Source organism: Clostridia bacterium (assembly GCA_017620395.1).
Taxonomy (GTDB): Bacteria; Bacillota; Clostridia; order Oscillospirales; family RGIG8002; genus RGIG8002.
The window spans coordinates 157,501-171,965 of record JAFZQJ010000026.1; the positions used below are offsets into that span (position 1 = coordinate 157,501).

A 14,465-nucleotide genomic window follows, 5' to 3' on the forward strand; every position below is an offset into this window, starting at 1 on the left:
AGAGCGTAAAATGGGAATCGGAGACAAAATCAAGAACCTTTTCACCTACAATGATGAGGACGATGAGCTGGAAACCGTATCCTCCGGCAGAGAAAGAGAAGAGGAACAGGTTATCAGACCGCTTTCGGAGGTTCCGAAGGGAAACAAGGTCGTCAACATCCACGCGACAACTCAGCTTCAGGTCGTGCTTGTAAAGCCCGAGGTGTTCGAGGACGCCAGCGCCATCGCGGACCATCTCAACGAGAAGCGCACCGTCGTTCTCAACCTTGAGAATACCGGCAAAGAGATTTCACGCAGACTGATAGACTTCCTCAGCGGCGTAGCCTACGCCAACGGAGGCAAGATCCAGCGCGTTGCTCACAGCACTTATCTTATCACCCCGTACAACGTGGGTATCATGGGTGACCTGCTTGACGAGCTGGAAAACAACGGACTGTTTTGAGCCGTAAAGAGTAAAAAATAATGCGTAGGGGGCTGTAAATGATTTATCCGAAAGATATCAAAGCGAAGCAGTTTTCAAAGAGCTTCAGCGGCTATAAAATGGAAGAGGTCGACGTTTTTCTCGACGAGGTCGCCGCGGATTACGAGAAGATGCTCACCGATAACGCCGAATTGATAAAGAAGATCGAAGTCGTCGTTGCCAAGCTCGAGGAATACCGCGGCAACGAGGAGTCGATTTCAAACGCTCTTCTCAATGCCCAGAAGATAAACGAGCAGGTCATCAGAGAAGGTAAAAACAAGGCGGATCTCATCATCAGAGAAGCGACCTTCAAGGCGGAACGCCTTGTGAAGAACGCGCAGAAGGACGTCGAGCAGGAGCAGGAGACTCTGAACGTTCTGCGCAAGGAGGTTTCGGATTTCCGCGCCAGACTTTTCGCGATATACCGCAGCCATCTCGATATGATCGATTCGCTGCCTTACGTTGAGGATGAGAAGGAAGAGCCCGCGCCCGAGCTGCCTGAAGAAGCTCAGGAGCAGTCTACGGAAACCGCCGAGCCGGCGCCTTCGGCAGAAACGGTATCTGCGCCCGAAGCTCCGGCCGCCGAACCGGCTCCGGAAGCTCCCGCGGAAGAGGACGTCAGCATCTTCAAGCCTGAAGAGGCTGCAGCGGCGGCTCCCGAAGCGCCTGCTGCGCCCGAAGCGCCCGAGGCCGCCGAGGATGCGGAGCCCGAGGACTCTGCGGACGGTCAGCTCCTTTTCGGCAGCGCCGCCGAAAAGTTCAAGGATATCGACATCAAGTTCGGATCGGACTATGATTTTGACAAAGAATAAGTGAAAAAACCGGCGGCGGATCCCGCCGTTAAAGGCGAGCGGAATGGATCCGTTCCGCTCGCCTCAATTTGTTTTCGGGAGTATAGAAAGAAATGCAAGAAATGCAGTCTGATTACAACGCTACTCTGAATTTACCCAAGACCGAGTTCTCGATGCGCGCCAACCTGCCGCAGAGAGAGCCGGAGCTTCTTGAAAAGCAGAAACAGGATAATTTTTACGATACCCTCATTAAGCATAATGAGGGTAAACCCTTATATGTGCTTCACGACGGGCCTCCCTACGCCAACGGCGACATACACCTCGGCCACGCGCTGAACAAGGTGCTGAAGGACATAATCGTCCGCTACAAGAATATGGCGGGCTACTGTTCTCCCTACATTCCCGGCTGGGATACCCACGGTCTGCCCATCGAGCGCCAGGTCATCAAGAAGTACGGCCCGCCGAGAGGGGATATAGTCGGCTTCCGCAAGCACTGCCGCGAGTTCGCGCTGCAGTACGTCGAAACTCAGAAGGAGCAGTTCAAGCGCCTCGGCGTCATCGGCCGCTTCGACAAGCCCTATCTCACGCTCAACCCCGAGTTTGAGGCGAAGCAGATCGAGATCTTCGGCAAAATGGCGGAGAAGGGCTATATCTACAAGGGGCTGAAGCCTGTCTACTGGTGCCCCGCGGACGAAACCGCGCTTGCCGAGGCGGAGATCGAATACTCCGACGACAAGTGCGACTCCATCTACGTCAAGTTCGCCGTCGCGGACGACAAGGGCAAGCTCGCGCAGTACGGTATCGACCGCGCAAAGACCTACTTCGTTATCTGGACGACTACCACCTGGACCCTGCCCGGCAACCTCGCCATATGCCTCGGTCCGGAGTTTGAATACAACATAGTATCGGCAAACGGCGAATACTATATTATGGCCAAGGAGCTCACCGAGTCCTCGATGAAGGCCGCCGGCATAAGCGATTACGCGATCGCCGCCTCCGGCATCAAGGGCAGCGAGTTCGAGTATATGACCGCGAAGCACCCCTTCCTCGACCGCGAATCGCTTATCATCGTAGGCGACCACGTCACGCTCGAAAGCGGCACCGGCTGCGTACATACCGCTCCCGGCCACGGCGAAGAGGACTTCGTCGTCTGCAAGAACTACCCCGAGATCGGCATCGTTGTTCCCGTCGACGGGAAGGGCAGACTGACCGAGGAAGCGGGCAGGTTTGCCGGCCTGAAGACCGACGAGGCGAACAAAGAGATCGCCGCATATCTGAAAGAAACCGGCGCGCTCTTTGCGATAGAGGAGATAATCCACCCCTATCCGCACTGCTGGCGCTGCCACAACCCGATAATCTACCGCGCCACCGAGCAGTGGTTCTGCTCCGTCGAGGCGATAAAGCCGCAGACTATGGAAGCGATCTCCACCGTCGAGTGGATGCCCAAATGGGGAGAAGAGAGGATTCGCTCCATGGTCAGCGACCGCGCCGACTGGTGCATCTCCCGTCAGCGCATCTGGGGCGTTCCGATCCCGATCTTCTACTGCGAGGAATGCGGCCACGAGCATATCGACCCCGAAGCGATCAAAGCGGTTTCCGAGCTTTTCCGCAGAGAAGGCTCCGACGCGTGGTACTCCACCGACGCCGCGGATATTCTTCCCGCCGGCACGAAGTGCTCCAAGTGCGGCTGCGATAAGTTCCGCAAGGAAACCGACATTATGGACGTCTGGTTCGACTCCGGCAGCTCCCACGCCGCCGTGCTGAGCGAAGAGAACGGCCTTTCCGAGCCCTGCGACCTCTATCTCGAAGGCAACGACCAGTACAGGGGCTGGTTCCAGTCCTCGCTGCTGACCTCCGTCGCCACCGCGGGCATCGCTCCTTACCGCAGCGTCCTGACTCACGGCATGATAATCGACCTCGAGGGCAGGAAGATGTCCAAGTCGCTCGGCAACGGCATCTCACCGCAGGACATCATCAAGGAATACGGCGCGGATATCCTCCGTCTGTGGATCTCCTCCGCCGACTACCGCAACGACGTCAAGGTCTCCAAGGAGATACTCAAGCAGCTCGCGGAGGTCTACCGCAAGATCAGAAACACCGAGCGCTTCATCCTCGGCAACCTTTACGACTTCGATCCGGAAAAGGACGCCGTTCCGTTTGAGCAGCTTACCGAGCTGGATAAGTGGGCGTGCTACGCGCTCGACGCGCTTATCGACAAGGCGGCGAAGGCTTACGACGCTTTCGACTTCCACGTCATCTACCACGCCGTTTACAGCTTCTGCGTGCTCGATATGTCGTCCTTCTACCTCGACATAATCAAAGACCGTCTCTATGTCGAGAAGGCGGATTCGCTCTCGCGCAGAGCCGCGCAGACGGTCATCTATAACGTGCTGAACGCCATCGTGAAGATAGTCGCGCCGATCCTTTCTTTCACGTCGGAGGAGGCGTGGCAGTTCATCCGCCACACCGCCGGAGAAGACGGAAGAAGCGTGTTCTTCAACGACTTCCCGAAGGCGCAGGGACTCTCCGCGCCCGAGGAGTTCACCGCCAAATGGGATAAGATCATCGCCGTCCGCAACGACGTGCAGAAAGCTCTCGAGCTCGCCCGCGCCGAGAAGAAGATCGGCGCCTCGCTCGAAGCGGTAGTCACCGTCTACGCCGACGCGGACGAAAAGGCGTTCCTCGATACCGTTCCGGATCTCGCGCAGCTCTTCATCGTCTCCGGCGTGAAGATCAGCTGCGACGCCGCTCCCGCGGACGCCGTGGCGGGTGAGAACGCGGGCGTTTCCGTCCTCGTCGCGAAAGCGGAGGGCGAGAAGTGCCAACGCTGCTGGGCGTACACCGGCGACGTCGGATACGACGAAAAGCACCTGACGCTCTGCAAGCGCTGCGCGTCGATTATAGAGTAAATTGAACGGCAGGCGGAAACGCCTGCCGTCTCAAAGGAGAAAGCCAATGCTGTTGTTCTTTCTGCTTTCCGCCGCGCTCGTCGCCACGGATCAGATAACGAAAGCGCTCGCCGTCGCGTATCTCAAGCCGGTCACGACCGTTCCGATAATACGGGACGTGCTTCACCTGACCTACCGCGAGAATACCGGCGCGGCGTTCAGCATACTCAACGGCTTCCGATGGGGCTTCGTGATACTCGCGGTAATAGTCTGCGGAATAGTGATATATATCAACGTTTCGCGCAAGATTGACTCGAAGCTCTTCTACGCGTCGTCGATACTCGTCGTCGCGGGCGCGATCGGGAACGTGATCGACCGTATCGCGACCGGAGCGGTCGTCGATTTCATAGATTTCCGGCTGATCGATTTTCCGGTGTTCAACTTTGCGGATATCTGCCTTACCGTCGGAGTTGCGATGCTCTTTATCTATTTCCTGTTTTTCTACGGCAAAGAGAAAAAGACCGTGAAGACGGAGGAAACGCCCGATGAGGATAACGGTAACTGAAGAAACCGCGGGAACGCGGCTCGACGCGGTCGTATCCGCTTCCGGGGAGTTCTCGCGCTCCGCGGCGCAGAAGCTCATCGAGTCGGGCGCGGTCGAAATCAACGGAGCGCCCGTTACCGCGAAGAACCATAAGACGAAGGCGGGCGACGAGATAGTCGTCACACCTCCGGAAGCCGAGCCGCTCGATATGGCTCCGGCTGAGATACCGCTTTCCGTGCTCTACGAGGACTCCGACCTGCTCGTCGTGGACAAGCCCGTCGGAATGGTCGTTCACCCCGCGCCGGGGAACTATTCCGATACGCTCGTCAACGCGCTTCTCGCGCACTGCGGCGATTCGCTCTCCGGCATAAACGGAGTGACGCGCCCGGGCATCGTCCACCGCATAGACAAGGAGACGAGCGGGGTGCTGCTCGTCGCGAAAAACGACAAGGCGCACCTTTCGCTCGCGGAGCAGATAAAGGAGCACACGGCGCGCAGGGAATACCTAGCCGTCGTCCACGGCCGCTTCCCGAAAAAAGAGGGCACAGTCAACGCGCCGATCGGGCGCAGCCGCGCCGACCGCAAGAAGATGGCGGTCACGGCGGTCAATTCAAAGCCTGCGGTCACGCACTACGAAGTGCTTGAAGAATTCGACAAATACTCGCTGATCCTCTGCCGCCTCGAGACCGGCAGAACGCATCAGATACGCGTCCACATGGCGCATATCGGACACCCCGTCGCGGGGGACAGGCAATACGGCAGGACAACCGACCTGCCGCTGACGCATCAATGCCTCCACGCGGCGAGAATAACCTTCCGCCACCCTTCAACGGGCGAAGAGATGACGGTCGAAGCGCCGCTGCCCGACTATTTCACCGAAACGCTCAGCGTTTTGAGAAAGGGAGATGCTCATGGAAAAACAGAAACTTACTGAGCTTGCCGTCTTCGCGGAAAAGGTACGCCTCGCCGCGCTTGAGGGCATCTACAACGCCGCCTCGGGACATCCCGGCGGATCGCTTTCGATCGCGGAAGTCGTAACGTATCTGTATAACTGTGAAATGCGCATACGTCCCGATCAGCCCGACTGGGAAGACAGAGACAGATTCGTTTTATCCAAGGGGCACTGCGCGCCCGCCGTCTACGCCGCGCTCGGTCTGAAGGGCTACTTCGACGTCAAAGAGGTCGCGAATCTCCGTAAGCTCGGGCACTTCCTTCAGGGTCACCCCGATATGAAGGGCGTTCCCGGCATCGATATGTCCACCGGCTCGCTGGGGCAGGGCATTTCCGCCGCCTGCGGAATGGCGCTCGCCGCGAAGCTCGACGGAAGGGACTACCGCGTTTACACAATCCTCGGCGACGGCGAAAGCCAGGAGGGACAGGTCTACGAAGCCCTCATGTTCGCCGCGCACTACAACCTCGATAACCTCGTCGTGATGATCGACTATAACGGCCTGCAGATAGACGGCGATATAACGAAGGTCATGTCGCCTCTGCCGTTTGCCGATAAGTTCAGGGCGTTCAACTTCAACGTCTTTGAGGCGGACGGGCACGACTTCGAGTCCATCGCCGCCGCGCTTGACGCCGCGAGAGCCGCGAAGGGCAAGCCGAGCGGCATAATCCTCCGCACTGTCAAGGGCAAGGGCGTTTCGTTTATGGAAAACAACCCCGCCTGGCACGGCTCCGCGCCGAAGCAGGAGCAGTACGAGATCGCGAAGGCGGAGCTCGAGGCGCGTCTTGAAGCGGCGCAGAAAGGGGAACTGAGATGAAAGCAACGAGAGAAAGCTACGGCCTGACGCTCGCGGAGCTCGGCGAGACCAATAAGGATATCGTCGTCCTCGACGCCGACCTTTCCGGCTCGACCAAGACCGCGATTTTCGGCAAAAAGTTTCCCGACAGATTCTTCAACTGCGGCATCGCGGAAGGCAATATGATGTCCGTCGCGGCGGGACTCGCCGCCTGCGGCAAGACCGTTTTCGCCAGCTCCTTCGCTATGTTCGCCACCGGCAGGGCGTTCGAGCAGATAAGAAACTCCATCTGCTATCCCGGCCTTAACGTAAAAGTCGCCGCGTCCCACGCGGGCGTTTCCGTGGGCGAGGACGGCGCGACTCACCAGTGCATCGAGGATATATCGATAATGCGTTCCATTCCCGGCATGGTGGTCGTCAGCCCCGCCGACGACGCGGAGGCGTGCGCGGCGGTACGCGCCGCCGCCGAGTATAACGGACCTATGTATATCCGCCTCGGCCGTCTCGTCTACCCGGACGTCTATACGCCCGAAACCTGTCATTTCAAGCTCGGCAAGGGCGACGTCCTGCGCGACGGCTCCGACGTGACCATCGTCGCGACCGGACTTATGCTTTCCGAGTCGCTGATCGCCGCCGATATACTTGAAAAAGAGGGGATAAGCGCCGCGGTAATCAACATCTCCACGATAAAGCCCATCGACGCCGAACTGCTCGTGAAATACGCGCAGAAGACCGGCTGCATCGTCACCGCCGAAGAGCATAATATCATCGGCGGGCTCGGCTCCGCGGTCTGCGAAGCGCTCAGCGAGCACTGGCCCGTTCCCGTCAGCCGCGTCGGCATAAACGACGTTTTCGGCTTGAGCGGCAAGGCGAAGGAGGTCCTCGCTTACTTCGGCCTCACCGGCGAAAAGATTGCCGAGAGAGCGAAGATGATAACGAAAATGAAAAAAGCGTGAAAACGCTTGCAATTCACGCCGGCACGGCGTAAAATAACACTGATAATTTTATAAACGGAGGATATACACATGAACAAAAAGACCATTGAAGACATGAACCTTGAAGGCAAGAAAGTCCTCGTAAGATGCGACTTCAACGTACCCGTCAAGGACGGCGTCATCACCTCGGACAAAAGAATAACCGGCGCTCTGCCGACCATCAAGTATCTGGTTGAGAAGAACTGCAAGGTCATCCTTTGCTCCCATATGGGCAAGCCGCACAACATCTTCGACGCTGAGCTGAAGCTCAGCAAGAAGGAGATCGCCAAGATCGACGAGCTCCCCGAAGAGGAGAGAGCGGCCGCCACCGCCGCCGCGCTTGAAAAAGCGAAGGGCGACAAGAAAAAGTTTTCGCTCAAGATCGTTGCCGACAAGCTCAACGAGTACCTCGGCGGCATAGTCACCTTCGCCGAGGACACCGTCGGCGAGGATGCGCAGGCGAAGGTCGCGGCGCTCGAGCCCGGCAAGATCGTCCTGCTTGAAAACACCCGCTTCACCAAGGCGGAGGAGAAGAACGATCCCGAGTTCTCCAAGAAGCTCGCCTCGCTCGCCGAAGTCTTCGTCAACGACGCGTTCGGCACCGCGCACAGAGCGCACGCCTCCACCGCCGGCGTAGTCACCTACGGCGGACTTCCGGCTGCCTGCGGCTACCTCATTCAGAAAGAGATCACCATTATGGGCGACGCGCTCGAAGCGCCTCAGCGCCCCTTCGTCGCCATCCTCGGCGGCGCGAAGGTCTCCGATAAGATCGGCGTCATCACCAACCTGATCGAGAAGGTAGATACCCTCATCGTCGGCGGCGGCATGGCCTACACCTTCTACAAGGCGAAGGGCTACGGGGTCGGCACCTCGCTGCTCGAGACCGACAAGGTCGAGCTCGCCAAGGAGATCATGGAAAAGGCTGCCGCGAAGGGCGTCAATTTCGCGCTTCCGGTCGATAACGTCTGCGCGAAGGAATTCAGCGCCGACGCCGAGCCGGTCGTTTATGCCTGCGACGCGATCCCGGACGACATGATGGGCCTCGACATCGGACCGGAGTCCGTCAAGAAGTTCTCCGAGCTGATCAAGGACGCCAAGACGGTCATCTGGAACGGACCGATGGGCGTCTTCGAGTTCGAGAAGTTCGCGGTCGGCACCAAGGCCGTCGCGGCCGCGATCGCCGCGAGCGATTCCGTCAGCATCATTGGAGGCGGCGACTCAGCCGCTGCGGTCGAGCAGCTCGGCTACGCCGACAAGATGACCCACATCTCCACCGGCGGCGGCGCCTCGCTCGAGTTCCTCGAGGGCAAGACCCTCCCCGGCATCGACTGCCTCGACAACAAGTAATTCAAAAAGCAATTTAAGCGGGGCGGTCGCACCGGCCGCCCCGAAATCACTTTATAAGGAGAAACTGCAATGAATAAAGACCTCAGAAGCGCCATTATCGCCGGCAACTGGAAGATGAACAAGACTCCGTCCGAAGCGGCGAAGCTCATCGAGGAGCTCAAGGCCGCCATGCCCGAGCCCGACTGCGAAGTCGTCGTCTGCGTTCCCGCCATCGACATCCCCGCAGTCGCGGAAGCGATAAAGGGCAGCCGTATACATCTCGGCGCGCAGAACGTGCATTTCGAGCCCAGCGGCGCCTTCACCGGCGAGATCTCCGCGTCCATGCTCGCGGAAATGGGCGTTGAATACGTTATCGTCGGCCACAGTGAACGCCGCCAGTACTTCGGCGAGACCAACGAAACGGTCAACCTCCGCGCCAAAGCGGCGATCGCCGCCGGACTTACCCCCATCATCTGCGTCGGCGAAACGCTCGAGCAGCGTGAGCAGGGGATAACCGACGACCTGATCTCCATGCAGACGAAGATCGCCTTCAACGGCATTGAGAAGGAAGACGCGATCAACTGCGTCATCGCCTACGAGCCCGTGTGGGCGATAGGCACCGGCAAGACCGCCACCGCCGAGCAGGCGAACGAGGTCTGCCAGCTCATCAGAGACACCATCGGCGTCCTCTACGACGACGAGACCGCGGACGGCATCTCCATTCAGTACGGCGGCTCCATGAACGCGAAGAACTGCGCCGAGCTGCTCGCGATGGAAGACATCGACGGCGGCCTTATCGGCGGCGCTTCGCTGAAGGCCCCCGACTTCTCTGTCATCATCGACGCGGCTTCCAAGTAATAAACAGAAAGTGTTGATAATATGAAAAGACCTGTTGTATGCGTCGTCATGGACGGCGTCGGGTTCAGCAAGACCGGACTCGGCGACGCCGTCGGCAACGCCAACACCCCGACCCTCGACAAGCTCTTCGCGACCTGCCCGCACACGCGCCTGAAGGCGCACGGTGCCGCCGTCGGACTCCCCGGCGACGACGATATGGGCAACAGCGAAGTCGGACATAACGCCCTCGGCTGCGGCCAGATCTATTCGCAGGGCGCGAAGCTCGTCAACGAATCCATCGAGAGCGGCAAGCTCTATCAGAGCGCCGTCTGGAAAAAGATCGTCGCGGGCTGCGTCGAAAGATCGTCGACTCTGCATTTCATCGGTCTGCTTTCCGACGGCAACGTCCACTCCAACGTTTCGCACCTTTTCGCGATGCTGAAAAAGGCGAAGAGCGAGGGCGTGAAAAAGGCGAGAGTCCACATCCTGCTCGACGGCAGAGACGTTCCCGCGACCTCGGCGCTTATCTACGTCGAGCAGCTGGAAAACGTCCTCGCGGAGCTCAACGACGCCGGCTTTGACGGAAAGATCGCCAGCGGCGGCGGCAGAATGAAGGTCACGATGGACAGATACAAGGCCGACTGGAATATGGTAAAGATCGGCTGGGATACACACGTCAGAGGCGAGGGCAGACAGTTCGCGTCCGCCGCGGAAGCGATCGAGACCTACCGCGCCGAGAACGAAGGCGTCATCGACCAGGATCTGCCCGCGTTCGTCATCGCCGATAACGGCGAGCCGGTCGGCAGGATAACCGACGGCGACGCGGTCATACTCTTCAACTTCAGAGGCGACCGCGCGATCGAGATCAGTATGGCGTTCGACGACGAAAACTTCACCGCCTTCGACAGAGGCGCGCGCCCCGACGTCATATACGCCGGAATGCTGCAGTACGACGGCGACCTCGAGCTGCCGAAGAACTACCTTGTCAACCCGCCGGAGATAAAGGACACGCTCAGCGAGCTGCTCGTCGCTCACGGCCTTAATCAATACGCCGTTTCCGAAACGCAGAAGTACGGCCACGTAACGTATTTCTGGAACGGCAACAGAAGCGGCAAGACCAGCGAGGAGCTCGAGACCTTCGAGGAGATCCCCTCCGACAAGGTTTCCTTCGACGAGCGCCCGTGGATGAAGTCCGCCGAGGTCACCGACGCGATGATAGCCGCGCTGAAGAGCGGCAAATACGACTTCCTGCGCTGCAACTATCCCAACGGCGACATGGTCGGACACACCGGCAGCTACGACGCCGCGATAATCGCCGTCGAATCGGTCGATATCGGCCTCGCGCGTCTGATAAAGGCGGTCGACGAAGCCGGCGCGATCCTGCTCGTTACCGCCGACCACGGCAACGCCGACGAAATGCTCGAGAAGAACAAGAAGGGCGAGCTTCAGGTGCGCACCGCGCATTCGCTCAACCCCGTCCCGTTCATTATCTACGACACGCAGGCAAAGCATGAGATAATCGACGGCGAATACGGCCTCGCCAACGTCGCCCCGACAATCGCGAAACTGCTCGGACTCACGCCTCCCGCGAGCTGGCAGCCGAGCATGATATGAAAACAGAATAAAAATTATCCGAAAACCGCAAGAGTTAGTTTAATTCCTGCGGTTTTTGTGTTATAATCAAGGCGAAGAAGGGGAGGGCGAAGTATGTTCGAAGGTTTCGTTCCCGATTATACGAATATCGTAGACGCCGCGCGCAACAGATCCGCGAAGCGCCTGCCGCTTTACGAGCACCAGATTGACGACGCGATTATGGAAAAGATCGTCGGCAGGGAGTTTTCCGGCCTGCAGGACGGCTCTGCCGCGGAAGCGGCTGAATACGTCGGCCGCGTCTGTGAAAGCTACCTGAAATGCGGTTACGACACCGTTACCTTCGAGCGCTGGCTCAGCGTCGCGTTCCCGGGCAGCGGCGCGCTCGGCGGTCACAAGCCGCCCGTGATAAGAGACCGCGCCGACTTCGAGAAGTACCCCTGGGACGAGGTGCCGGATAATTTCTTCAAGCTTTACGGCAAGCTTTTCGACGGCCTGCGCGAAAAGCTCCCCGCCGGAATGAAGGCGATAGGGGGCGTAGGCTGCGGCGTCTTCGAGTGCGTCGAGGACCTCGTCGGATATCAGGATCTCTGCCTGCTTTCTTATGACGATCCGGAGCTTTACGCCGACCTTTTCAAAAAAGTCGGCGGCGTCAGCGCCGCGACGTGGGAACGCTTCATCCGCGAATACGGCGACCTCTACTGCGTGCTGCGCTTCGGCGACGATCTCGGCTACAAGTCGAATACGCTCCTGCCGCACGATGATATCAGAACGCATATAATCCCGCAGTACAAGCGGATAATCGATATGGCGCACGCGAGCGGAAAGCCGTTCCTGCTGCACTCCTGCGGCAACATCTTCGGCGTTTTCGACGACCTTATCGCCGCCGGAATAGACGCGAAGCACTCGAACGAGGATCAGATCGCGCCATTCACCGAATGGGTTGAGCGTTACGGCGACCGCATCGGCAACTTCGGCGGCGCGGACGTCGACGTGCTCTGCCAGTCTTCGGAGTCGGAGATAAGAGAATACGTCACGGATATATTGAAAAAGTGCGAGGGGCGCGGGGGCGTCGCCTTCGGCTCCGGCAATTCGATAGCCGGATACGTCCCGGTGGAAAACTATCTCGCTATGGTGCGCACCGTACGCGAATACCGCGGCGAAAAGTGACCGCCGCAGTGTGAAACTTGCGTGTGCGCCTTGTATTCCTCATTTTCTTCTGAACGAACGTGACTTACGGTTCGTTTTTTACGGGTATATAAGTGAAGAGTGTTCAACAGTCGTGATAACAGGAGGCGCGATTATGAAAAGGATCATTGCGTTGACGCTGGCGCTCGTTATCGGAGCGGCGATATTCGCGGGCTGCGGAAACCAGCCGGCGGAGCCGGATCCGGCAGCCGCGGGCTACGTCGAAAAACCGGTCGGCAAGGTCAACGGCGCCGCGCTTTACAACCTCGACGAAAAGCTGCTCGACTATATCGCCGAGCGGCAGAGCGGAAACTTCGTCATATCTCCGATGTCATTCAAATACGCCTACGGGCTTATGCTCGCCGGCGCGGAAGGGAACACGAAAAAAGAGCTCCTTGGCGCATTCGCGCTGGAGAACGAGCATTATATCAATAAAGCGCTCTCGTCGTTCAATGAGTACGCGGATGAAAGCGCGGGCAATACCGATCTGAAAATCGCAAACTCCGTGTGGACGCGCGAGGACATAGGCTCGGTAAAACAGAGCTATAAAGAGAAAATCAAAGAGTATAACGCGGAATACTTTGACTTTTCCGGAAACGTCGCCGAAAAAGCCGACGAATGGGTGAAGGGAAAAACCAACGGTATGATCCCGCGTCTTTTCCCCGAGGGTCACGATACATCCGACCTCGTTATGCTGCAGCTGAACGCCTTATATTTCAAGGGTGCCTGGGATTCGGAGTTCAAACCCGAAGACAATCAACGTTCTGATTTTACGAAGGAAGACGGTTCTTTCGTCGAAAAGGACTTTATGTTCCAATCGGAAGCGATGCCGTATTACGAGGATGAGGATACCAAACTTGTGATCTTGCCTATCAGAGACTTTTATAGCGAGACGGGCGTCGTTTTCGTTCTCGGAAGCACCGACGATCTGATCGAAAAAATCGGAAAGGCTTATAACAGCAGGCCGATAGTCAATCTGGCGATACCGAAGTTCGAGGTCGAAACGTCTTTGGAGAACGGCGAGTTCTGCGATTTCCTGAAAGCGTGCGGCGTTGCCGACGCGTTCGATGCTTCGGACGCGGACTTTTCCGGAATTACCGATATGCCGCTTTATGTCAGCGAGATCATCCAGAGAGCGAAGCTCGGAATCAACGAAAAAGGAATAGAAGGCGCGGCCGCGACGGAAATAGGTTACTCTTTAGGTTTCATGCCGACGGAATCGGTGGATTTCAAAGCCGACCGCCCGTTTTCCTTCTTCGTCGTCGCCGATCTTCAGACGTCGCGCCACGTTATTTTCGAGGGGCGCATCGTCGAGTAAAATCCGCAAAATATTTCGCCGATTTATCTTGCAACGTCAAAATCGTTATGGTATAATTACGCTATCAAACAACCTACCCGAGGGGGCGGCAGTATGTCTATTCTCAATGAAATAAGCGAATACATCCAGCGCGGCAGAGCGCCGGAGGTCGAGGCCTCCGTCACAAAGGCGCTTGAAGACGGCATTCCCGCGCAGCAGATACTTTCAGAAGGACTGCTCGACGGAATGAACGTCATCGGCGAGAAGTTCAAGAATAACGAAGTCTTCGTGCCGGAGGTGCTTATCGCCGCCCGCGCGATGAATAAAGGCACCGCGCTGCTCAAGCCCTACCTCGCCGCGGAAGGCGTCAAGGAGAAGGGCGTCGCCGTCATCGGTACCGTAAAGGGCGACCTGCACGACATAGGCAAAAACCTCGTCAAGATGATGATGGAGGGGCGCGGCATAAAGGTCATCGACGTCGGCGTAGACGTCCCCGCGCAGAAATTCATCGACGTCGCCGAAGAAAACGACGCGCAGATCATCTGCTGCTCCGCGCTGCTGACGACGACGATGAACGAGATGAAAAACGTCGTCGACGCAGTCAACGCCTCCGGGCTCAAGGGCAAGGTCAAGGTCATGGTCGGCGGCGCGCCTGTCAGCCAGGCGTTCGCCGACAGCATCGGCGCGGATTGCTATACCTCCGACGCCGCCTCCGCAGCCGAAGCTGCGGTGGGCTTCCTTGAATAGCAGTTTCGGAAATAATCGTTAAAACAAACCGCACGACCTGCGGTTTGTTTTTGTAAAAGCAAACGGAAAGGAGAGTGC

Annotated in this window: 13 protein-coding genes; all 13 read left to right on the top strand. The window is 58.0% G+C overall.

Features of this window, described 5'->3' with window-relative positions; translation table 11 throughout:
- Positions 1-10 precede the first annotated feature (10 nt).
- Entirely contained in the window at positions 11-442 is a 432-nt protein-coding gene (locus tag J5441_05780) for a cell division protein SepF (protein ID MBO4934657.1), read from the top strand.
- A gap of 38 nt (positions 443-480) precedes the next feature.
- The gene (locus J5441_05785; protein MBO4934658.1) at positions 481-1,272 is read left to right on the top strand and encodes a DivIVA domain-containing protein; all 792 of its coding nucleotides are present in this window, start codon (positions 481-483) and stop codon (positions 1,270-1,272) included.
- Between the two features lie 101 nt (positions 1,273-1,373).
- On the top strand, positions 1,374-4,160 hold the full coding sequence (gene ileS / locus J5441_05790) for an isoleucine--tRNA ligase (GenBank protein MBO4934659.1): 2,787 nt from the start codon (positions 1,374-1,376) through the stop codon (positions 4,158-4,160).
- A 46-nt stretch (positions 4,161-4,206) separates the two neighbouring features.
- A complete protein-coding gene (gene lspA / locus J5441_05795) occupies positions 4,207-4,704 on the top strand; it encodes a signal peptidase II (protein MBO4934660.1) in 498 nt (165 codons plus the stop codon).
- Positions 4,685-5,617, top strand: coding sequence for an RluA family pseudouridine synthase (locus J5441_05800; protein MBO4934661.1), 933 nt, complete (start codon positions 4,685-4,687; stop codon positions 5,615-5,617). The genes lspA and J5441_05800 overlap by 20 nt, the downstream gene beginning before the upstream one ends.
- The gene (locus J5441_05805; protein ID MBO4934662.1) at positions 5,595-6,449 is read left to right on the top strand and encodes a transketolase; all 855 of its coding nucleotides are present in this window, start codon (positions 5,595-5,597) and stop codon (positions 6,447-6,449) included. The genes J5441_05800 and J5441_05805 overlap by 23 nt, the downstream gene beginning before the upstream one ends.
- Entirely contained in the window at positions 6,446-7,384 is a 939-nt protein-coding gene (locus J5441_05810; GenBank protein ID MBO4934663.1) for a transketolase family protein, read from the top strand. The genes J5441_05805 and J5441_05810 overlap by 4 nt, the downstream gene beginning before the upstream one ends.
- Before the next feature lie 69 nt (positions 7,385-7,453).
- Positions 7,454-8,749 carry a phosphoglycerate kinase gene (locus tag J5441_05815; GenBank protein ID MBO4934664.1) on the top strand — a complete coding sequence of 432 codons (1,296 nt, stop codon included), beginning with the start codon at positions 7,454-7,456 and terminating at the stop codon, positions 8,747-8,749.
- Between the two features lie 69 nt (positions 8,750-8,818).
- The gene (locus J5441_05820) at positions 8,819-9,586 is read left to right on the top strand and encodes a triose-phosphate isomerase (protein MBO4934665.1); all 768 of its coding nucleotides are present in this window, start codon (positions 8,819-8,821) and stop codon (positions 9,584-9,586) included.
- A gap of 21 nt (positions 9,587-9,607) precedes the next feature.
- Positions 9,608-11,179, top strand: a complete 1,572-nt coding sequence (locus tag J5441_05825; protein ID MBO4934666.1) for a 2,3-bisphosphoglycerate-independent phosphoglycerate mutase — start codon at positions 9,608-9,610, stop codon at positions 11,177-11,179.
- A gap of 93 nt (positions 11,180-11,272) precedes the next feature.
- A complete protein-coding gene (locus J5441_05830; protein MBO4934667.1) occupies positions 11,273-12,325 on the top strand; it encodes a hypothetical protein in 1,053 nt (350 codons plus the stop codon).
- 133 nt (positions 12,326-12,458) lie between these two features.
- A complete protein-coding gene (locus J5441_05835) occupies positions 12,459-13,661 on the top strand; it encodes a serpin family protein (protein MBO4934668.1) in 1,203 nt (400 codons plus the stop codon).
- A 93-nt stretch (positions 13,662-13,754) separates the two neighbouring features.
- A complete protein-coding gene (locus J5441_05840; GenBank protein MBO4934669.1) occupies positions 13,755-14,387 on the top strand; it encodes a corrinoid protein in 633 nt (210 codons plus the stop codon).
- Positions 14,388-14,465: the final 78 nt, after the last annotated feature.